Here is a 21443-nt window from a genome sequence, read left to right as displayed (position 1 = left end):
GCGCTAGGTTGGAACAGTGGAAGCTAACGGTGGTATCGAGATAGAACGCAAGTTTGACGTCGACGAGCTGGCGGTGCTGCCCGGCTTGACCGAGCTGCCGGGCGTACACGCCGTGGCCGAACCGATGATTCACGACCTCGAAGCCGTCTACTTCGACACGAGTGACCTCAGACTCACGGTCGCGCACATCACACTGCGCCGACGCACCGGTGGCGACGACGCCGGGTGGCACCTCAAACTGCCCCAGGGCGGCGGGCGCCGCCGAGAAGTCCACGCACCCCTCGGCAAGCATTCTCAGGACGAAGCGGATGCCGTGCCCGAATCGCTCGCCCAGCTCGTGCGGGTCTACGTGCGTGACTCCCCGTTGATACCCGTGGCACGTCTAAACACCACCCGCGTGGTGCGCGCCCTGGTCGGAGCGGGCGGCGAAACCCTCGCCGTGTTCTGTGACGACCGGGTGCAGGCCGAACGGCTCGGTCACGAACCCGCATCCGCGGCCTGGCGTGAATGGGAGCTCGAACTCGTTGACGCACCCGAGGACCTGCTCGATGCGGCACAGGCCGTGCTCGCGAGCGCCGGCATCCTGGTCTCGCAGCACCCCTCGAAACTGGCACGTACCCTCGGCGGCCGGTTTCCGGCGACACCAGCACCCAACCGAAAGCGCCCGACCCCCACGAGGCCGGCCGCCACTGTGCTGCTGGCCAGCCTGCGCGAGCAGATCAGCGTCATTCGCACGCAGGATCCGGAGATTCGCCAACAACGCGCCGGTTCCGTGCACGCTATGCGGGTCGCCACCCGCCGACTGCGTTCGGTGCTGGCCACCTATGAATCCCTCGTCGATCCCGCTGTCGTGCAGCACCTGCGCACCGAACTGGGTTGGCTCGCCGCCGTGCTCGGCGGCGCCCGCGACGAAGAGGTGCTGCACCACCGCCTCGCCAGCCTGCTCGACCACGAGGCCCCGGCCCTGCTGCTCGGCCCCATCCGGGAACGCCTCGAAACCCGCTCGGGGACGGATGCCGGCAGCGCCGGTCGCATACTCGTCGCCGCCCTCGACAGCGGGCGCTACTTTCGGCTGCTCGACGCGCTCGAAGACCTCGAAGTTCCCGACGCCCTGGTCGCCACGCCGCTCTTCACCGCCGCGGCCGGCCAGGATGCCCGCGTCGTCGTTCCCGCCCTGCTCAAGAAGGAGTGGAAGAAACTGCGAAGCGCCGTGCGCCACGCCGCGAAGACCGTGCCGGGGCCGGAGCGCGACCTCGCCCTGCACGCGGTGCGCAAGCGCGCCAAGCGGCTGCGCTACGCCGCCGAGACGGCGCATCCGCTCAACCCGGAGCGTGCCGCCCGGGTGAGCGGATTCGCGCAGAAATTGCAGACCATTCTCGGTGACCAGCACGACAGCGTCATCGCCCGTGATCGCCTGCTGCAGCGCGGCGGGGTCGAGGCCTATCTCCGCGGCGAGAACACCTTCAGTTACGGCCGCCTGCACGCCCTGGAACAGCTCCGGGCAGCGGATGCCGAGGCTCACTTCTGGAAGGCCTGGTCCCGCCGCGCGTAACCCGACCTCCTGCAGCCCCACCTTCCTGGGCCGACCACCCGGGAGCGGATGTTATCGTATGGCAAACGTCCGCGGCTATTCACAGGGAAGCAAGGTTCATGACCGTTTCGCCCCTCGTCTGGGTCTCCACCATCGCCGTCATCCTGGCGCTGCTCGCCTTCGATTACTTCTTCCACATCCGCAAGGCCCACGTTCCCGCGCTGAGAGAAGCGGCCCTGTGGTCCTCGATCTACGTAGGTCTGGCCATCCTGTTCGGCATCCTGGTTTTGATCTTCGGCGGCAGCACCATGGGGTCGGAGTATTTCGCCGGCTACATCACGGAGAAGGCGTTGTCTGTGGACAACCTGTTCGTCTTCCTGATCATCATGGCGAGCTTTCGGGTACCCCGCGAAGACCAGCAAAAGGTTCTTCTGTTCGGTATCGTCTTCTCCCTGATCGCCCGCACCGGGTTCATTTTTCTGGGCGCGGCGCTGATCAACTCGTTCGCCTGGGTGTTCTATATCTTCGGCCTGATCCTGCTGATTACCGCGGGCAATCTGCTCAAGCCCGAAGCTCACGGCGACAACCAAGCGGACAACATCATGATCCGCCTGGCCAAACGGAGCTTCCACACCACCGAGCACTACGACGGCGACAAGCTGTTCACCATGCACGAGGGCAAGAAGGCGCTCACGCCCATGCTGCTGGTCATGGTGGCGATCGGCGGCACGGACATCCTGTTCGCGCTGGATTCCATTCCCGCGATCTTCGGGCTGACCCAGAACGTCTACATCGTCTTCACCGCCACCGCGTTCTCCCTGATGGGGCTGCGCCAGCTGTACTTTTTGATTGACGGGCTGCTCGACCGACTCATCTACCTGTCTTACGGTCTGGCGGCAATCCTGGCGTTCATCGGCGTCAAACTCGTGCTTCATGCCCTGCACGAAAACAACCTGCCGTTCATCAACGGCGGCGAACCGGTGCCGGTCGTGGAAATAAGCACCGGCCTGTCCCTGACCGTCATCATCGGCACCCTCATCGTCACCGTGGTGGCCTCGCTGCTGAGCAAGGCGGGCAAGGCCCAGACTGCCGTCAACAACGCCCGCCGCCACGCGGTGAGCTACCTGGATCTTGACTACACCGCTGATCCCGCCGAGCGCGAGCGGATCTACCGGCTGCTGACCGAGGAGGAAGCGCAGGTTCTGGCCATGGAGTTGAAATACCGCGACAAAGTCAAGGACATCGACCGGATCCGGGAACAGGTAACGCAAGCGCATCGGCAGCACGACGAGTACCTGGCCCGCTAGGGCCACGTGGCGCTATCAACTCCAGAGCGCCACGTGCACCTTGGAACCGCGCCGGGCCACACCACGTGAGCCGCCGGGCGCGAGCATGGCCGCGGTCGCCTCGGCGGTTGTGACGAAGCGTTGCAACGTGCGCGCGGCGGCCGTCGCCCGACCGTGATCGAGGGTGCTCGCACACCACAGCCCGGCGACCGGCGTGTTCGGCACCGAAAGCACTACGAGCGACCCGGCCGCAAGCTCGGCCCGCACAATGTGCCTAAACGCGAGCATGATCCCCTCGCCGGCGCGAACGGCACCGAGGGCATCCGTTTCGCTGCTGAGCGGCACGATGTCCGGAGCACCGATCCCGGAGGCAAGAAATGCGGCTGCGAGCCAGCTGCTCTCTGCCGTGAACTCTTCGACCCCGGCCGGGCCGGTGAACCAGAGGTCCCCCAGCAGGTCGGTGAGCGGCACCGACCGCTGCCTCTGGCCCAGCGGATGCTCCGGCGCGGCGACCAGCACCCGTTGGTAGCGCAGGAAGGGCACCACGTCGAGCTGCGTCCCCTGCGGCGGACGGGAGCCAAGCGCCACGTCGTAGGCGTGATCCTGCAACAACGACCCCACATCATCGGCGGATTCGACCACCACGTCGATACCGCCAGCCTGGCCGGGCACCCGGCGAGTGAAAGCGTCGAACAGTCGGCCAGCCGCGTGTTCGGCGAAGCCCGCAGTGGCGACCACGCGCAAGCTCGCCGCAGACTCCGCGGCATGTGCGACCTCCCAACGCACCTGGTCGGCCAGACCGACGATCTCCTGGGCATGATCGGCGAGGGCCCGGCCCCCGGCCGTCAAGGCGATGCCGGACCCGGACCGCACGACCAGGGCATCCCCGAGGTCAAGGCGCAGGGCGGCAAGCGACGACGATACCGCCGGTTCGCTGATTCCGAGCGCCGCGGCGGCGGCCCGCAGCGACCCGAGTCGGGCCACCAGGGCAAAGGTCCTCAGCTGATTCAGCGTCATTGCCACAGCTCATAACCTTTCGCTTAGGTCGATACTGGCAGCCTCGGCAGCGGGGAGCAAGCAGCACGAGCCGGCCGGCCGCGTCAGGCGTCCGGGTCCCATGCGGTGCCGTCGAGGTCACCGCGGAGCGTTCCCGTGGCCTCATCGACCGCCTCTCCAACCGTGCCCGCGAACCGCTCGGCAGCAAACCGCCGGCTCAGCCCGTAATGACGCAAGAGGTCTTTCACCGGGCCTTTCATCTCGGCGAAGATGAGCGTGATGCCGCGGGAGGCGAGAAAATCGTCGAGTTCGAGCAGCTCTTCCACCGCCGTGGTGTCGATGTCGGTGATGGGCTCCGCAGCAAGGATGACCGTGTGCACCCCGCTGCCGGCGGCCGTGACCGTGGCCCGCACATAGTCGTCGAAGATACCGCCGTTGGCAAAAAAGAGCGGCGCATCGAAGCGAACGATGACGATGCCGGGTAGCCGTTCGCCCTCCGGATGCCGCGACAGGTCGTGGTAGCCGCGCAGACCGCGAATCCGGCCGAGCTCAGCCCGGTAGGGCCGCCAGGCCTGGCTGACGAAGGCGCCGAGCGAGAGGATGACGGCCACGGCGATACCCTCAATCACACCGACCACAAGCACCCCGAGGAAGGCCGCGAGCGAGAGCAGCGCGTCGACCCGGTTCATGCGCACGAGTGCGATGAACCCTGTCACATCGATGAGCCCGGCAGCGGCGACGATGACGACCGCCGCGATGGCCGCCGAGGGGAGGAAATCGGTGAGACCGGGCGCCAGCAGCATAAAGGCCAAAACGAGGACGGCGCCAACGACTCCGGTGAGCTGGGAGCGAGCCCCCGCCTGCTCGGCGACGGGGGTGCGCGAGGACGACGCCGAGACGGGGAATCCACCGAGCAGGCCGGTTGCGATATTCGACGCGCCGATCGCCAGCATTTCCTGGCTCCCGTTGACGTTCTCTCCGCGGCGGGCCGCAAACGATCGGGAGAGCACGGCGGTGTCGGCGAAGGCGATGAGCGCGATGCCGAACGCCGGAACCACCAAAGCCGCCGCATCCGCCCAGTTCAGGCCGGCGAGAGCGGGTGCGGGGAGGCCCTGGGGAAGCGCACCGACGACGGGCAGGGCATCCCGCAGCCCGAAGACTGCCGTAGCCGCCGTCGCGAGCACGACCGCCGCGAGAACGCCCGGAATCCGGGCTCGCCGCCAGGACAGCACGACAATGACCGCGAGCGAACCGAGACCAAAGACCGTGGCGGTCAGGTTGACCTGGCCCCCGATGATTCCGGCGACGATCCCGATCACGTCGCCCAGGGCCGAGTCCGTGGTGATGGAGAAACCGAACAGGGCTGGCAGCTGCGACAGGATGACCAGCAGGGCGAGCGCATTGAGGTAGCCGACGCGGATGGGTTTGGAGAGCAGGTCGGTCACGAACCCGAGGCGCAGAATTCCGCCCAGAGCGAGGATCACTCCAACCATGATCGCCAGAAGCCCGGCGAGGCCGACAGCGCGCCCATCGTCGCCGAGAGCGAGAGGCACGATCGCGGCAGCGATGATCGGGGCCAGTGCCGAGTCGGGGCCGAGCACGAGAATGCGCGACGGCCCGAACACGGCATAGGCGGCCAGAGGGATGATCGTGGCGTACAGGCCCGCTGCCGGCGGGAGCCCAGCCACCTCGGCGTAGCCGATACCGACCGGTATGAGCAGAGCGGTGAGTACCGCGCCCGCACGCAGGTCGGGGAACAGCCAGGCACGCCGATAGCCGAACGCCGTGTCGATCCCCGGCGCCCACTTTCGCAGCCTCGTCGCAGCCATGTCGTTTTCTCTCCCTGACCCATCTTGCTGCACGACCGGCGCGGGTACCGCGCCTTACCCAACGATGGCACACTCATAACCTTTCGCTTAGGTCGATGTTGACAGTCATAGGAGCGAGGGCCAAGCTGTGGCACGACGGTGTCGCGCAACGATGCGCACACCCTCTTTCGGTGAGGAGAAGCCCGTGCAGATTCCGGCTCCGTTCGATTATGTCCGCGCCAGTTCGGTCGACAACGCCCTGGCTCTGCTCGATCGCCACGGGCCGGAATCCCGCGTGGTCGCCGGCGGTCACAGCCTGCTGCCCATGATGAAGCTGCGCCTGGCCCGCCCGGACTGGCTGATCGACATCAACGATCTGTACGAGCTCGACTATCTGCTGGTCGACGGCCCGGTGTTGCGCATCGGCGCCATGACCAGGCACACCACCCTGCTCGAGTCCGACGACGTGCGGCGGCTGTTCCCCATCATCACCGACGCCGAACGGGTCATCGCCGACCCGATCGTGCGCAACCGCGGCACCATCGGCGGCTCGCTCTGCCAGGCCGACCCGGCCGAAGACCTCTCCACGGTCTGCCACGTGCTCGAAGCCGTCGCCGTCGTGCGCGGGCCGAATGGTGAGCGGATGCTGTCCATGGCCGACTTCCATCGCGGCCCGTACGAGACCGCCGTCGCCCAGAACGAGCTGCTGATCGAGGTGCGCATTCCCATCCGCGCCCGCTCGGCCAGCGCCTACGAAAAGGTCGAACGACGTGTCGGCGACTGGGCCGTCGTCGCTGCCGGCGCGAGCGTGACGCTCGCCGCCGTCGGCACGATCAGCCACGTGGCCGTCGGGCTCACCGCGGTCGGACTCGACCGGAACGTCACCGAGGTCGAAGCCGTCCTGGTCGGCCAGGCTCCCGGCGAGGAACTCTTCGCTCTGGCCGGCCGCCTGGCTGCCCTCGCCTGCGATCCCCTCGCCGACCAGCGCGGCCCGATCGATTACAAGCGGCACCTCGCCGACGAACTGACCCGCCGGGTGCTGCGAGTCGCGTGCAGCCGCGCCGCGGCATCCGTTTTCGACCTGACACTCCAGGAAGGCTGAGCCCTCATGCAGATCAGCATGACCATCAACGGCACCGAGGTTACCCGCGAGATCGAACCGCGCGTGCTGCTCGTGCATTTCATTCGCGATGACCTGCGACTCACCGGAACCCACTGGGGCTGCGACACGACCAACTGCGGCACCTGCGTCGTGCTCATGGACGGCCAGCCGGTCAAATCCTGCACCGTACTGGCCGCCATGGCCGACGGACACACGATCACGACCGTGGAGGGGCTCGCCAACGGCGCCACCCTCGACCCGGTGCAGCAAGGCTTCATGGAGGAGCACGGGCTGCAGTGCGGCTTCTGCACCCCCGGCATGATGCTCACCGCCCGCGCCCTGCTCGACCACAATCCGCACCCCGAACCGCTCGAAATTCGCGAGGCCATCTCCGGCCAGATCTGCCGCTGCACCGGTTATGCCACCATTGTGCGGTCTATCCAGTGGGCCGCCGCGCATCCCGCCGGCGCAACCGCCGAAACCACAGAAGATGAGGTGCACGCATGACCATCCTTGAGGACCGTCCGTCGAACCCGGCCGCCGGCGACCACGATCGGCCCATCGGCCACGGCCGCATGCAGCGCAAGGAAGACCCGCGCTTCGTGCGCGGCAAAGGCCACTACGTCGACGACATCGTGCTTCCCGGTATGCTGCACGGCGCCATTCTGCGCGCTCCCGTCGCCCACGCCCGATTGGTGTCGATCGACACGACCGAGGCGCTCGCACACCCCAAGGTGCTCGCGGTCATTACCGGAAGCGACCTGCAGGCGCTCGGCCTGGCCTGGGCGCCGACCCTCTCGATGGATGTGCAGGCCGTGCTGGTGACCGACAAGGTGCGTTTTCAGGGTCAGGAGGTCGCGTTCGTCGTCGCCGAAGACCGCTACGCCGCCCGCGACGCCCTCGAGCTGATCCAGGTCGAGTATGACGTCCTTGCGCCCGTCGTCGACGCCCGCAAGGCCATGGATCCGGACGCCCCCGTCATTCGCGACGACCTCGAGGGTCGCACCGACAACCACATCTTCGACTGGGAAGCCGGCAATAAAGCCGAAACGGATGCCGTCTTCGCGAGCGCCGACGTCGTGGTGAAACAGGAGATCGTCTATCCGCGGGTGCACCCGGCGCCGATGGAAACCTGCGGCGCCGTCGCCGACTTCGACCCCATCGAGGGCCGCCTCACCCTGTACGAAACAACCCAGGCCCCGCACGCCCACCGCACCCTGTTCGCCATGGTCTCCGGCATTCCGGAGCACAAGATTCGGGTGGTCTCCCCCGACATCGGCGGCGGATTCGGCAACAAGGTCGGCATCTACCCGGGCTATATCCTCGCCGTGGTTGGCTCCATCGTCACCGGCAAACCGGTGAAATGGGTCGAGGACCGCTCCGAGAATCTCATGAGCACCTCCTTCGCCCGCGACTACATCATGCAGGGCGAGATCGCGGCGACCAAAGACGGCAAGATTCTGGCACTTCGCACCAGCGTTCTCGCCGACCACGGCGCGTTCAACGCCACCGCCCAACCCACCAAATATCCGGCCGGGTTCTTCCATATCTTCACCGGCAGCTACGACCTCGCCGCCGCCCACTGCACCGTCACCGGCGTCTACACCAACAAGGCCCCGGGCGGGGTGGCTTACGCCTGCTCGTTCCGCGTCACCGAGGCGGTCTACCTGGTCGAGCGGATGGTCGATATCCTGGCCCGCAAGCTTGAGATGGATCCAGCCGAGTTGCGTTTGAAGAACTTCATCAAGAAGGAGCAGTTTCCGTACCCTAACAAGACCGGCTGGGAGTACGACTCGGGCGACTACGAACCCACCATGCGGCTGTCGATGAAGATGGCCGGCTACGACGAACTGCGCCGCGAACAGAAGGAGAAACGCGAACGCGGCGAACTGATGGGCATCGGCATCTCGTTCTTCACCGAGACGGTCGGCGCCGGACCGCGCAAGGACATGGACATTCTCGGCCTCGGCATGGCAGACGGTGCCGAACTGCGCATCCATCCCACCGGTAAAGCCGTGGTGCGCATCTCGGTGCAGAGCCAGGGGCAGGGCCACGAAACGACCTTCGCGCAGATCGTGGCGGAGGAAATCGGCATCCCGCCGGAAGACATCGACGTCGTGCACGGCGACACCGACCAGACCCCGTTCGGCCTCGGCACCTACGGCAGCCGGTCCACCCCGGTCAGCGGCGCGGCCGTGGCACTCGTCGCCCGCAAGGTGCGCGAAAAGGCCAGATTCATCGCCGCAGCAATGCTCGAAACCCGGCCGGAGGACCTCGAGTGGGAGAAGGGCCGCTGGTTTGTCAAGGGTGACCCGAGCGTGGGTAAGACCATGGCCGAGATCGCAATGGGCGCCCACGGCACAGTGGCACTGCCGGAGGGCATCGACGGCAACCTGGACGCCGAGGTCACCTACGATCCGCCCAACCTCACCTTTCCGTTCGGCGCCTATATCTGCGTGGTCGACGTCGACCCGGGCACCGGCCATGTGAAGGTACGCCGCTTCATCGCCGTCGACGACTGCGGCACCCGCATCAACCCGATGATCATCGAGGGACAGATTCACGGCGGCCTCACGGACGGTGTCGGCATGGCGCTGATGGAGATCATCGAATTCGACGCCGAGGGCAACTGCCTCGGCGGCTCCTTCATGGACTACCTGATTCCCACCGCCATGGAGGTGCCCGACTGGGAGACCGGCTTCACCGTGACCCCGTCGCCGCACCACCCGATCGGTGCCAAGGGGGTCGGCGAATCGGCCACCGTCGGTTCGCCGCCGGCTGTCGTCAACGCCGTCGTCGACGCCCTCGCCCCGTTCGGCGTGGTGCACATGGACATGCCGTGCACACCCGCCCGGGTGTGGGAGGCAATGCAGGGCCGCACGAGACCGCCGGTGTAACGTGCCCGTCACCCATCCGACCCTCGCGCAGGAACTCATCGAACGCCGCGAACCGTTCGTGCAGGCGACCGTGGTGCGCGCCCAGCGCCCCACGAGCGCGCACGCCGGCGACACGGCGCTCGTGCGGGCGACCGGCGAGATCGACGGGTTCGTCGGCGGAACGTGCGTGGAGGCATCCGTTCGGCTCTACAGCCTGCAGGTTCTCGAAAGCCGCCAGCCGCTGCTGCTCAAGGTCGTCGCCGGCGTGCCGTCGAGCATCATCGAGGACGGCGCGGTCGAGGTCTCCAACCCCTGCGTGAGCAATGGTGCGATCGAAATTTTTCTGGAACCACGCATTCCGCTGCCGCGCCTCGTCGTGGTCGGCTCGACCCCCGACGCCGAGGCGCTTGCCGCGCTGGCACCGCTGGTCGGCTTCGACCTGATACGAGCGGATGGCGCCTCCGCTTCCCTCGAGGCCGGCGACGCCGCCCTGATCGTCGCGTCGCACGGCCGCGACGAGGAGCCGGCTCTGCTCGCCGCCCTGGCCGCCGGGGTGCCCTATGTCGCACTCGTGGCGAGCCCGAAGCGCGGCGCGGCCGTGCTCGCCTCGCTCGACGTGTCGCCGGAGCAGCGCGCGCGAGTGTTCAGCCCGGCCGGCCTCAACCTCGGGGCGCGCACGCCCGGGGAGGTCGCCGTGTCGATTTTTGCGCAGCTGGTGCAGGAACGGGCCGGGCGCGGGCATCCGCTTGGTGCGGAAGTGGATGAGAAGGCGGCTGCGACTGCGATCGACCCGGTCTGCGGCATGGCGGTGGCCGCGCTGCCCACGTCGCTGCAGGTGGAGTACGACGGCTCGACGGTGTATTTCTGCTCGGCGGGCTGCCGCACGGCTTTTCTCGGGCAACCGGAGCGGTATGCGACCGCGCGCTAGCGGCCCGGCCGGCGCTTGCTGGTGCCGGCGATGGTGACCGTGCCCGAGCTGGTGCCGTCCGTCGCCGCCCTGCAACGCTCCCTCGACGCCGAGGATTACCTCGCCGATGAGGGACTCGCGACCGCTGTGTTCCTGGCCGTGCGCATGCGGCAGCCGCTGCTGCTCGAGGGCGAGCCGGGGGTCGGTAAGACCGAGATCGCCAAGGCACTCGCCCGGTTGCTCGACACCGCACTGTTCCGGCTCCAGTGCTATGAGGGCATCAGCGCCGGGGAAGCGCTCTACGAGTGGAACTATCCGCGGCAGCTGCTCGGCATCCGCCTGGCGGAGGCGCGCGGGGTTTCCCTGGCCGAGACCGAGCTGTTCGGGCGTGATTATCTGCTGCGCCGCCCGCTGTTGCAGGCGATCGAACACCCCGGCCCGCGGCCGGCCGTGCTGCTGCTCGACGAGATCGATCGGGCCGACGCCGAGTTCGAAGCGTTCACCTTCGAGCTGCTCGCCGAGGCGGCGGTCACCATTCCCGAGCTTGGAACCGTCACGGCGCAGCATGCGCCGATCGTCATACTCACGAGCAATCGTACCCGCGACCTGCACGACGCCCTCACCCGGCGCTGCCTGTATCACTGGATCGACTACCCGGGGCCCGAGCGGATCGCGCAGATCGTGCGTCGCCGGGTGCCAAGCAGCTCGCAGGCCCTCGCGACCGAGGCCGCAGCGGCGATCACCCGGTTGCGCTCGCTCGATCTCGTGAAACCGCCGGGCATCGCCGAGGCCATCGACTGGGTGAGCGCCCTCGCCGTTCTGGGCATCGAGGAGCTCAGCGGCCGCGCGGTCGAGCAGACCTGGGGCACGGTTCTGAAGAATCGGGACGACCTCGATTCCGTTACCGCCCGCGGCGGTGCCTGGGTGGCGGAGGACGCGCATGGCTGACCGTGTTCTCGCGCCTGGGATCGAATCTGCCGCCCTCGCCGCCGGCTTCAGCACGGCCCTGCATCGGGCCGGCCTGCCGGTGTCGCCGGACCGCGCGGCGCGGCTGGCCGAAGCACTGCGACTAGTCCCGCCGACCGACCGGGCCGCCCTGTACTGGGCCTGCCGCATCGTCTTCGTTTCGCAGCAGCAGTACCTCGCCCGCTTCGACGCGGTGTTCAGCGCCGTATTCGACGGTCGGCTCGACCCGGCCGAGAGTCGCGGAGACCCCAACGCTCCCCCGGCGATCGGGTCGGAGACGCACACGAAGGCCGCCCCATCAACCAACCGGCCGACGGGAGCTCCCGAACCGCAGTCCGATCGCCCGCCAGCCCCGCTGCCCGGCTCCGACTCCGCCGACGGTGAGAACGACGGCCCGGAACGCGACGCCATCCTCGCCCTGGCGTCCCCCGACGAACACCTGCACGACATGGCGTTCGCCGACCTCAACCCCGAGGAGCTCGCCCGGTTGCAGCAGCTCATCGCCCGCATCGTGCTGTCAACCCCGACCCGGCTCAGCCGCCGCACGCATCCGTCGCCGCACAGCCGTGACCGGCTCGACGTGGCACGCACCGTGCGCGCCGCGCAACGCACCGGCGGCGACCCGATCACCCTGTACTACGCCCGTCGCCGCCCACGCCCGCGCCGACTCGTGCTGCTCTGCGACGTGTCGGGTTCGATGGAACCGTACACCCGGGTGTACCTCTCGCTGTTGCAGGGAGCAGCCTCCGGCGCCCGGGCCGAAGCCTTCGTGTTCTCCACCCGGCTCACCCGGCTGACCCGCCAGCTCGCCCTGCACAACCCGGACCAGGCCCTCGCGCAGGCGGCCGTCACCGCGACCGACTGGGCCGGCGGCACCCGGCTGGCGGCCAGCATTCGTCGATTCATCGACGATTTCGGGCGGCGCGGCCTGGCGCGCGGCGCCGTGATCGTCGTGTTCTCCGACGGGTGGGCGGAGGACGACCCGGCCGACGTCGACGCCCAGATGGCGCGCCTCCGCCGGCTCGCACACCGCATCGTCTGGGTGAATCCGCGCAAGATTGCCGCCGGCTACCGGCCGCTCGTCGGCGGCATGGCCGCCGCCCTGCCCTACTGCGACGCCTTCGTCAGCGGGCACAGCTACGCGGCCCTCACCGAGGTGGCGGCGGCGATTCGCGGCGACCCCTTAGCATCCATTCGACCATCCGTAACCATCCAGCAGAGGACACCCTGATGCAACTCGACAGCACCTTCACCGTCATCGCCCCCGTCGACACGGTGTGGACCACCCTGATGGACTTCGAACGCGTCGCTGGCTGTGTGCCCGGTGCGCAGATTCTGAACAGGCTCTCCGACGACAACTACCAGGTGGGTATGAAGGTCAAACTCGGCCCGGTGACCATGGCGTACCGCGGCCAGATGAACGTCGACGAACGCGACGCCGAGGGCCACCGCGCTGTGTTCTCCGGCAAGGCGCAGGAGACGCGCGGGCAGGGCACCGCCCAGGCCACGGTCACGCTCGTGCTGGTCGAAACCGACGGTGTCACGCAGGGCACGGTCAGCGCCGACCTGTCGCTGTCGGGTAAGGCCGCCGCCATGGGCAAGGGCGTCATCAGCAGCGTCACCGATCAGATGATGGCGCTGTTCGCGGCCAACCTGCAGGATCTCATCGAAGGCGGCGACTCTGATTCCGTCGGCGGCCCAGCCGCTGCGACCCCGGTCGGCGACCATGTCGATGACCCCGCCACCCTCGCCCAGGCCGCCCCGCGGGCGGTCACCGACATGTCCGACATTCCGCCCGGGGATGCCCCCGCCGCGGACACACTTCCCGGCGTGCAGGCGGATGCCCCGCCGCAGCCCGGCCTGCCGCCACGCCCGGTCCCTCCCCGCGTCGCACCCGCCGGCGGACACCGGGCCGCGCCGAACCGGTCAGCCCCGCACCTTTCCCACCCGGCCGCCGCGCCGAGCCTCGACGCGATGAGCCTGGTCAAGGGCGTCATCACCGACCAGTTGAGCGACCCGGTGAAACTCCTGGGGCTGCTGGCCACGGTAGCGTTCATCGCATACCGAATTGGTCGGCGCGCGTCCGGCCGCTGACCCGCAACCGAAGGGAGACGGACATGCGTGAAGTTCTGGATACCCTCTTCACCGGCTGGCAGAACGGCGCCACAGCCGGCCTGGCGACGGTGGTACGCACCTTCCAGTCCGCGCCGCGCCCGCCCGGCGCCTCGATGCTGGTGCGCGCCGACGGCACCGTGGTCGGCTCGGTCTCTGGCGGCTGCGTCGAGGGCGCTGTCTATGAACTCGCCACCCAGGTAGCCGAAGACGGCGTACCCGTGCTCGTGCGCTACGGCATCAGCGACGACGACGCCTTCGCCGTCGGGCTCACCTGCGGCGGCATCCTGGATGTCTTCGTCGAGCCCGTCTCCCGGGCCACCTTCGCCCTGCTCGAGGGAGTGCACGCCGACGTCGACGCCGGCCGGCCGGTGGGGGTCGCCACGGTGATCGAGCATCCGGATGCCGCCTGGCTCGGCCACCACCTCGTGGTGCGGCCGCACGGGTTCGAGGGCGACCTCGGGTCGGACCGCGCCAACCACGCCATCGGCGATGACACCCAGGGTTTGCTCGCCGCCGGACGCAACACCACCCTCACCTACGGCCCCGACGGCGAGCGGCGCGGCGCGGGGATGCGGGTGTTCTTCGCGAGCTACGCGCCCCGCCCGCGTCTGCTGGTGTTCGGTGCGATCGACTTCGCGACCGCCCTGGCCCGGCTCGGAACCTTCCTCGGCTACCGCGTAACGGTCTGCGACGCGCGCGGTGTGTTCGCGACCGCGGCCCGGTTTCCCGGTGTCGACGAGATCGTGGTGAGCTGGCCCGACCGCTACCTGCGCGAGCAGATCGCCGGCGGGCTCATCGACCCGCGCACGGTCATCTGCGTGCTCACCCACGACCCCAAATTCGACGTTCCCCTGCTCGAAGCCGCCCTGCACGGACCATCCGTGGCGTACATCGGTGCGATGGGTTCCCGGCGCACCCACCTCGACCGTCTGGAGCGCCTGCGGGCTGTCGGGGTGACCGACACCGAGCTCGCCCGGCTGCGCAGCCCAATCGGCCTCGACCTCGGCTCCCGCACGCCTGAGGAGACCGCCGTATCGATCGCCGCCGAAATCATCTCGCTGCAGTGGGGCGGCAGTGGCGAACCGCTGCACACCCTCGTCGATGCCATCCACCACGACGATCTGGTCGACCCGAACCTGCCGCCGGATCAGACGGCCGGCCAGAAATTGATCGAGGCATGAGCCTGCTCGATGCTGTCACGTCGGTGCTGGTCGTGCACGCGCATCCGGACGACGAGACCATCAGCACCGGCGCGCTGATCGCGTCTCTCGCGAGCCGCGGCATCCGCATCAGCCTGGTCACCGCCACCCGGGGTGAGCGCGGGGAGGTCGTCGCCGGACCGCTCTCGGTGCTCGCCGGCACTCCGGCCCTGGCGAAGGAACGCGAGCGTGAACTCGAACGCGCGGCGTTCACCCTCGGCGTCAGCGAAGGGTTTTGGCTCGGCGAGGCGCCGGCACGCGCGCCCGGGTTACCCGCGCGCCGTTACCGCGACTCCGGCATGGAGTGGATCCGCCCCGGGGTGGCCGGACCTGCCGCCGATTCCGACACGGATGCACTCGCCCGCGCGCCCCTCGATGAGGCCACCGCCGATCTCGTGGCGATTCTGCAGCACGTGCGACCGAGCCTCGTCATCAGCTACGACGAAACCGGCGGTTACGGTCATCCCGACCACGTGCGCGTGCACGTCGCCACGATCGCTGCCAGCCGCAGCCTCGGCATCCCCTTCGCCGAAATCCTTGACGCTCCCGCAGCGGATGCCGACTGGTTCGACCTTGAGACCCAGCACGAGACCGTCGTGGCGGCGCTCCGCTGTCACGCGAGTCAGCTGACCGTCGACGGCGACTCGATCGTGCACTCCGGTGGCCAGCGCGACCCGATCCGGACCGCGATCGGCCTGCGCCTGCGCTGAGGGCGCGTAAAACAGCTCAGGCCACCCACTGAACCTAATGGTCAGCGAGCGGCCTGATGAAAGCCACAAAACAGCGTGTGACAGAACCGATGGTGGAGATGCGGGGAATTGAACCCCGGTCCACTGCTGTGGTCATATGCCTTCTACGGGTGTATCCAGTGAAGTCGCTTTCTCGGCCCCGGAATTTGCCACTGGCATCTACTCCGACAGGCCCAGCCTTCGTTTAAGTCCCTCTACACCCCGTGGCTCAATGTAGAAGCAATCTCTCTAAATGGCGTCAGGATCCGGGTAGAGAGCATTCCCGGTCTGGCGGACTTCTTTAGTGCTTTCGCTTAGGCAGCGAGAGCGAAGTCAGTGCGCTTTGAATTGGCACTTATTGTTTTGCAGAGATCGTTTACGAGATAACCCTGCATCCTCGACCCGCTTCTCACAATTGCGCAAACAATGTCGAAACCGATCATCCCCATACACATCGGAGCCCGCGTCAAAATCAACACCGCGTTGATAAACACCGGGCCGGCGATGGGTTCGTGTCACACGCTGTTCAGTTACCAAACCGCACATTTCGGTGCAGCCCTCCATCTTACAACAGACCGAGCGAGCTGGCTAGTCGCCGAGGTGGCGCTGCGCCGACATCGCGCGGTCCGATTCGCGCTTGTCGGTGCGTTCGCGCAGCGTCTGGCGCTTGTCGTACTCCTTCTTGCCCTTGGCCACGGCAATCTCCACTTTCGCCCGTCCGTCGGCGAAGTAGATGCGCAGCGGAATGAGCGTGTAGCCGCCCTCTTTGGTCTTGTGGCTGATCTTCACGATCTCCTTCTTGTGCAGGAGGAGTTTGCGCTTGCGGCGCGGCGGGTGGTTGGTCCACGATCCGCCGGAATATTCCGGAATGTGCACCGCATCCAGCCAGGCTTCTCCGCCCTCGATGAAGGCGTAACCGTCGACGAGGGTCGCCCGGCCGGCTCGCAGGGACTTCACCTCGGTGCCGCTCAAGACCATCCCGGCCTCGTAGGTGTCACTGATGAGGTAGTCATGTCGGGCCTTGCGGTTGGTCGCCACGACTTTTTCGCCACGTTCCCTGGGCATGGTTCACCTCGATTCAGATTCGTCAAGCGGATGCCGCCGGCCGATCAGGCAGACAGCCCACCAGTCTAGCGGCATCCGCTCGAGGACTAGACCTTGAGGTAGCGGGTGATCGCGAAGTTGGCCGAGAACGCGGCGAGCACCGCACCGACCACGAGCAGGATGGGCACCACGACGAGCGCATCGTCCATGCCGACCAGGGCGAAGCCGGTGAGCCTGGCCCCGAGGTAGCCCTGCACGAAGAAGTAGACGAGTGCCACGATCGCGCCTCCCGCCAGCAGCGATCCGAGCAGGGCGGCAAACACGCCCTCCAGAATGAACGGCGTTTGAATGAAGCGGTTGCTCGCACCCACCAACCGCATGATTCCGAGCTCCCGACGCCTCGAGAACGCCGACAACCGAATGGTTGTGGCAATCAGCAGCGCCGCCGCGATCAGCATCAACCCGGCAATACCGATGGCCGTGTAGCTCGCCACATTGAGCACGGAGAAGATCTGGTCAAGATATTTACGCTGGTCAGCAACATTTTCGACGCCGGCAACTCCCGACAGGCTTTCCACCAGCACCGCGGACTGGGCCGGATCCTGCAGATTCACCCAGAAGGTCTGGTTGAGCTGGTCGGCCGTGACGTAGTCGGCGACCGGGTTGCCGGCGAACTGCTTCTTGAAGTTCTCGAAGGCCTGCTCGTGCGTCTCGAAGTAGTAATTGTCGATGAATGACGCGAGGGTCGGCGATTTCAGCTGCGCCTCAACGGCGGCGATCTGCTCCGGCGAGGCATCGCCGCCGGTGCAGGTCTCCCCCGGCGAGATATCGGAGCACATGTAGATGCCGACCTGCGCCTTGTCGTACCAGAAGTTTTTCATCTGGCCGATCTGCATCTGCATGAGCACGGCGGCGCCGACGAAGGTCAGGGAGATGAAGGTCACGAGCACGACGGAGACGACCATCGAGGCGTTCCGCCGCAGGCCGTTCGCGGCTTCGGAGAGCACTAGTCCGATCCTCATCGGGTCGGCCCCACGTTCTGCTCGCCCGTTTGATCGGGTTTCTCTCCCGGCGCTCGCAGGCCGAGTTTCTCGGCGAGCGTGAGCTGCTCCGGGTCATCGTTCGCGGCGACCGGCAGCACCGGGCGCGTCATCGGCGGCACCGGGGTGGCCGGGGTGGCCGGGGCCGCCTCGGCTGTCGAAGGCTGCGGCGAGGCGGCGAATGGTGCAGCGAGCGGGGTACCCGGGGCCGGCGCGACCGGTCCGGTCGCCGCGGCGACCGCGGCCGCAGCGGCCTGGTGCAGCGACACGGAGGTCTCCGGAACGGGAGCCGAGGGGTGGGTCAGTGCCGGTTCGGGCTCGGCAGCAGCCGCGGGCCGGGCGTAGACCGGCAGGGCCGGCGCCGGGGCGCCGGCAGGGGCATCCGCTGACGCAGTGGAAGTGGAAGCGGCAGTGGCAGCGGCAGTGGCAGTAGCAGTGGAGGAGGGAAGAATGGTGGGGATGGACGCGGTGGCGTAGCCGCCCTGGCGTTCGTCACGCACGATCTCTCCATTGACCAGTTCGATCACCCGGCGCTGCATCTTGTCGACGATGCCGGCCTCGTGGGTGGCCATGATCACGGTGGTGCCGCCGGCGTTGATGCTCGCGAGCAGTGACATGATCTCGGCGCTCGTGGTGGGGTCGAGGTTTCCGGTGGGCTCGTCGGCGAGCAGAATCTGCGGTTTGTTCACGATGGCGCGGGCGATGGCCACGCGCTGCTGTTCACCACCGGAGAGCTCGTGTGGCAGGCGCTGGGCTTTTTCGGCCAGTCCCACCATCTTGAGGGTGTCGGGTACGGCTTCCTGAATGAAGCCGCGGCTCTTGCCGATGACCTGCAGGCTGAAGGCGACGTTGTCGAACACTGTCTTGTTCGGCAGCAAACGAAAGTCCTGAAAGACCACACCCATGTTGCGGCGAAAGTAGGGCACCTTGCGGTTGGAGATCGACCGCAGGTCCTGGCCCAGCACGTGAATGCTGCCGCTGGTGGGTTTTTCCTCCTTGAGCACGAGCCGCAGGCAGCTCGATTTGCCCGATCCGGAGGCGCCGACCAGAAAGACGAATTCGCCTCGCAAAATCTCGACGTCGATCGAGTTCAGTGCCGGCCGAGAGGTGCCGGGATACTTCTTGGTTATGTGATCAAAACGGATCATAGCTCTTAGAGCCTAGGCATCCGCGGGCGTTTTCCCTACAGCGACATACCCGCAGGGACCAAGCCTCAGCAAGCCCTTTAGTCTTCCGGTGCTTTCTTACGCCAGCGGATGCCGGCCGAAATGAATCCGTCCAGGTCACCGTCGAACACGTTGCTCGGGTTGTTCACCTCGTACTCGGTGCGCAGGTCCTTGACCATTTGGTAGGGCGCGAGCACGTAGCTGCGCATCTGGTCGCCCCAGCTGGCAGTGATGTTGCCGGCGAGTTCCTTCTTGGTCGCGGCTTCCTTCTCGCGTTCGAGCACGAGCAGGCGCGACTGCAGCACGCGCATGGCGGCCGCCCGGTTCTGGATCTGGCTTTTCTCGTTCTGGCAGCTCACCACCGTGCCCGTGGGCAGGTGGGTGATGCGCACGGCGGAGTCGGTGGTGTTGACCGATTGGCCGCCGGGGCCGCTCGAACGGAACACATCGACGCGGATATCCCCGTCGGGCACCTCGATCGACTCGGTCTGTTCGATCAGCGGAACTACCTCGACCGCGGCGAAGGAAGTCTGGCGTTTACCGGCCGAGTTGAACGGGCTCATCCGCACCAGGCGGTGCGTGCCGGCCTCAACGCTGAGCGTGCCGAAGGCGTAGGCGGCGTCGACCTCGAAGGTCGCGCTCTTGATGCCGGCCTCTTCGGCGTAGCTGATGTCGAGCACGCTCGTGCGCCAGTCGTGCTGCTCGGCATAGCGCAGGTACATGCGCAGCAGCATCTCGGCGAAGTCGGCGGCGTCCACTCCCCCGGCGCCGGCGCGAATGGTGATGACGGCGTTGCGTTCGTCGAACTCACCGTTGAGCAGGGTCTGCACCTCGAGCTCGCCGAGCAGCTTTTGCAGGCTCGCGAGTTCCACCGTTGCCTCGTCGGCCAGTTCCTGGTCGCCCTGGCCGTCGTTGGCCATCTCCACCAGGGTCTCGAGGTCGTCGAGCCTGGTGGTGATGCTCTCGATGCGCGCGAGCTGCGACTGCCGGTGGCTGAGATCGCTGGTCACCTTCTGGGCGTGCTCGGTGTCGTCCCACAAATCGGGCATGCCGGCCTCACCGCTGAGGTCGTCGATGTCCGCGCGCAGTCGATCGATGTCGATCACCGAGCGGATGTCGCCGAACGTGGTCCGCAGCGCGGCGATCTGTACTGAGAAATCCAAGTCAATCATGTTCTGTTCAGCCTACCGGGCTGGCGTAGCATCGACTCTGATGAGCAATATGCAGCGCCCCCTCAACCTGCGGTCCATCGCCCTGACCGCGTTTCTGCCCACCCTGCTGTTCTCGGTCGGCGAGGGCGCGATCATTCCGCTCATTCCCCTGGTCGCCAATGACCTCGGCGCCACGCTCGCCGTCGCCGGGGTGATCGCCGCCATGATCATGTTCGGCGAACTGGTCGGCGACATTCCCAGCGGCTGGATCGTCGCCCGCATCGGCGAGCGCAACTCCATGATCTATGCCTCGCTGGTCACGATCGGTGCCGTCATCATCTGCATCGTCGCGCCGAGCCCGCTCGTACTCGGCCTCGGCATCTTTCTGATCGGCATCGCCACCGCCGTCTTCGCCCTCGCCCGACACGCCTTCATGACGAGCTACGTGCCGCTGGTCTACCGGGCCCGCGCCCTGTCCACCCTCGGTGGAGTTTTTCGGGCCGGCTGGTTCGTCGGCCCGTTCCTCTCCGCCGCGCTCATCCACCTCACCGGCAGCACCCAGGCGGCGTTCTGGGTGTTCATCGTCTGCTGCGTTCTCGCCGTCGCGACGCTGGTGATCCTGCCCGATCCCACCCGGGGCCTGGCGACTCCGGGTGCCGGTCCGGCGCGGGCTGGCTCGGAGCAGGCCGGGTCTGGGCGTTCCGGTCCGGCGCGGGCTGGCTCGGAGCAGACCGGGTCGGAACGTTCCGGGTCGGAGCAGGCTGGGTCGGAGAACGCGGCATCCGCTTTACCGGATGCCGCCACGTCCGGCACCGCTGCCGGTCTCTTTCAGACCATCCGCGCCCACCGCGGCGTGCTCGTGCGCCTCGGCACCGGCGCCGCGCTCGTCGGCGCGATGCGGGCCAGTCGCACCGCCATGCTGCCGCTCTGGGCGGTCAGCATCGGGGTGAGCGCGCCCGACACGGCCCTGATCATCGGCATCGCCGGCGGCATCGACTTTCTCTTGTTTTACGTCAGCGGCCAGATCATGGACCGCTTCGGCCGCATCTGGAGCGCCGTGCCGTCGATGATCGGACTCGGCCTCGGCCACGTCGCGCTCGCCTTCACGCACGACCTGCCGAGCACCGTGGGTTGGTTCATCGGCGTGGCGATGTTCCTCGCCCTGGCCAACGGCATCGGCAGCGGCCTGCTCATGACCCTCGGCGCCGACCTCGCTCCGCAGCGGCATCCGGCGCCGTTCCTTGGTGCCTGGCGGTTCACCGCCGACTTCGGCAGCGCCGCAGCTCCGCTCGCCGTGGCCGGCATCACCGCGCTCGCCTCGCTGTCGATCGCGAGCGGCATCATCGGGGTATTCGGACTGTTCGGCGCCGTGCTGCTCGGCCGCTACATCCCCCGCTTCGCCCCGCACCGCCCACGCAGCCTGCTCTAGCCTCCCCGTTCCCCGCCCTCTCATCCCCCGCCCCGCCCCATTCCCTCACTCAGCCTCTTCTCTTCCCCTCACTCCCCCTCGCTCCCCCCTCATTCCCCT

18 protein-coding genes and 1 other RNA gene are annotated in these 21443 nt (G+C 67.5%); 12 read left to right on the top strand and 7 right to left on the bottom strand.

Translation table 11 applies throughout. The features are described from left to right. Positions 1 to 16: 16 nt before the first annotated feature. Positions 17 to 1552 (top strand): CYTH and CHAD domain-containing protein, encoded by a 1536-nt coding sequence (locus tag E3O25_RS13320; RefSeq protein ID WP_134361349.1) that lies wholly within the window; start codon positions 17 to 19, stop codon positions 1550 to 1552. Positions 1553 to 1650: 98 nt separating this feature from the next. Then, positions 1651 to 2838: a TerC family protein gene (locus E3O25_RS13315; RefSeq protein WP_092108515.1), complete on the top strand. Its 1188-nt coding sequence runs from the start codon at positions 1651 to 1653 to the stop codon at positions 2836 to 2838. A gap of 15 nt (positions 2839 to 2853) precedes the next feature. Here E3O25_RS13315 and E3O25_RS13310 read toward each other — a convergent pair whose 3' ends face one another. Both E3O25_RS13310 and E3O25_RS13305 read right to left on the bottom strand, forming a co-directional pair. Next, the gene (locus E3O25_RS13310) at positions 2854 to 3834 is read right to left on the bottom strand and encodes a LysR family transcriptional regulator (RefSeq protein WP_092108513.1); all 981 of its coding nucleotides are present in this window, start codon (positions 3832 to 3834) and stop codon (positions 2854 to 2856) included. Positions 3835 to 3917: 83 nt separating this feature from the next. After that, entirely contained in the window at positions 3918 to 5642 is a 1725-nt protein-coding gene (locus E3O25_RS13305; protein ID WP_092108511.1) for a SulP family inorganic anion transporter, read from the bottom strand. A gap of 151 nt (positions 5643 to 5793) precedes the next feature. Between E3O25_RS13305 and E3O25_RS13300 the strand changes: the two genes are divergently transcribed. From E3O25_RS13300 to E3O25_RS13260, 9 genes are read left to right on the top strand one after another with little or no spacing between them, the layout of a single operon-like run. Further along, complete coding sequence (locus E3O25_RS13300; RefSeq protein ID WP_241988594.1) at positions 5794 to 6723, top strand: xanthine dehydrogenase family protein subunit M; 930 nt, start codon at positions 5794 to 5796, stop codon at positions 6721 to 6723. 6 nt (positions 6724 to 6729) lie between these two features. Beyond that, entirely contained in the window at positions 6730 to 7230 is a 501-nt protein-coding gene (locus tag E3O25_RS13295; protein WP_092108507.1) for a (2Fe-2S)-binding protein, read from the top strand. Beyond that, positions 7227 to 9620, top strand: a complete 2394-nt coding sequence (locus tag E3O25_RS13290; RefSeq protein WP_134361348.1) for an aerobic carbon-monoxide dehydrogenase large subunit — start codon at positions 7227 to 7229, stop codon at positions 9618 to 9620. The genes E3O25_RS13295 and E3O25_RS13290 overlap by 4 nt, the downstream gene beginning before the upstream one ends. Position 9621: 1 nt before the next feature. Next, complete coding sequence (locus E3O25_RS13285; RefSeq protein ID WP_134361347.1) at positions 9622 to 10527, top strand: XdhC family protein; 906 nt, start codon at positions 9622 to 9624, stop codon at positions 10525 to 10527. Positions 10528 to 10557: 30 nt separating this feature from the next. Then, positions 10558 to 11454: a MoxR family ATPase gene (locus E3O25_RS13280; RefSeq protein ID WP_134361346.1), complete on the top strand. Its 897-nt coding sequence runs from the start codon at positions 10558 to 10560 to the stop codon at positions 11452 to 11454. Continuing rightward, on the top strand, positions 11447 to 12703 hold the full coding sequence (locus E3O25_RS13275; protein WP_134361345.1) for a VWA domain-containing protein: 1257 nt from the start codon (positions 11447 to 11449) through the stop codon (positions 12701 to 12703). Before E3O25_RS13280 ends, E3O25_RS13275 begins: the two co-directional genes overlap by 8 nt. Further along, positions 12703 to 13566, top strand: a complete 864-nt coding sequence (locus E3O25_RS13270) for an SRPBCC family protein (protein ID WP_134361344.1) — start codon at positions 12703 to 12705, stop codon at positions 13564 to 13566. Before E3O25_RS13275 ends, E3O25_RS13270 begins: the two co-directional genes overlap by 1 nt. 23 nt (positions 13567 to 13589) lie before the next feature. Further along, entirely contained in the window at positions 13590 to 14768 is a 1179-nt protein-coding gene (locus E3O25_RS13265; protein ID WP_092108495.1) for an XdhC family protein, read from the top strand. Next, positions 14765 to 15496, top strand: coding sequence for a PIG-L deacetylase family protein (locus E3O25_RS13260; protein WP_134361343.1), 732 nt, complete (start codon positions 14765 to 14767; stop codon positions 15494 to 15496). The genes E3O25_RS13265 and E3O25_RS13260 overlap by 4 nt, the downstream gene beginning before the upstream one ends. A 90-nt stretch (positions 15497 to 15586) precedes the next feature. Here the strand turns inward: E3O25_RS13260 and ssrA are convergent. The 5 genes from ssrA to prfB form a co-directional block, all read right to left on the bottom strand. Continuing rightward, positions 15587 to 15961: a transfer-messenger RNA gene (gene ssrA, locus E3O25_RS13255) on the bottom strand. 141 nt (positions 15962 to 16102) lie between these two features. Beyond that, entirely contained in the window at positions 16103 to 16579 is a 477-nt protein-coding gene (gene smpB / locus E3O25_RS13250) for an SsrA-binding protein SmpB (RefSeq protein ID WP_092108491.1), read from the bottom strand. 86 nt (positions 16580 to 16665) lie between these two features. Continuing rightward, on the bottom strand, positions 16666 to 17580 hold the full coding sequence (gene ftsX, locus E3O25_RS13245) for a permease-like cell division protein FtsX (protein ID WP_092108489.1): 915 nt from the start codon (positions 17578 to 17580) through the stop codon (positions 16666 to 16668). Further along, positions 17577 to 18746, bottom strand: coding sequence for a cell division ATP-binding protein FtsE (gene ftsE / locus E3O25_RS13240; RefSeq protein WP_092108487.1), 1170 nt, complete (start codon positions 18744 to 18746; stop codon positions 17577 to 17579). Before ftsE ends, ftsX begins: the two co-directional genes overlap by 4 nt. A 77-nt stretch (positions 18747 to 18823) precedes the next feature. Beyond that, a complete protein-coding gene (gene prfB / locus E3O25_RS13235; protein ID WP_092108485.1) occupies positions 18824 to 19936 on the bottom strand; it encodes a peptide chain release factor 2 in 1113 nt (370 codons plus the stop codon). A 40-nt stretch (positions 19937 to 19976) separates the two neighbouring features. Here prfB and E3O25_RS13230 point away from each other — a divergent pair, with 40 nt between their 5' ends. Next, a complete protein-coding gene (locus E3O25_RS13230) occupies positions 19977 to 21344 on the top strand; it encodes an MFS transporter (protein WP_134361342.1) in 1368 nt (455 codons plus the stop codon). The last annotated feature ends 99 nt before the right edge of the window (positions 21345 to 21443 follow it).

The sequence above is a fragment of the Cryobacterium sp. TMT1-3 genome, assembly GCF_004402315.1.
GTDB classification, from domain to species: domain Bacteria; phylum Actinomycetota; class Actinomycetes; order Actinomycetales; family Microbacteriaceae; genus Cryobacterium; species Cryobacterium luteum.
Note: the sequence above shows the minus strand (reverse complement) of the source record. Positions and strands in the feature narration are given on the sequence as shown.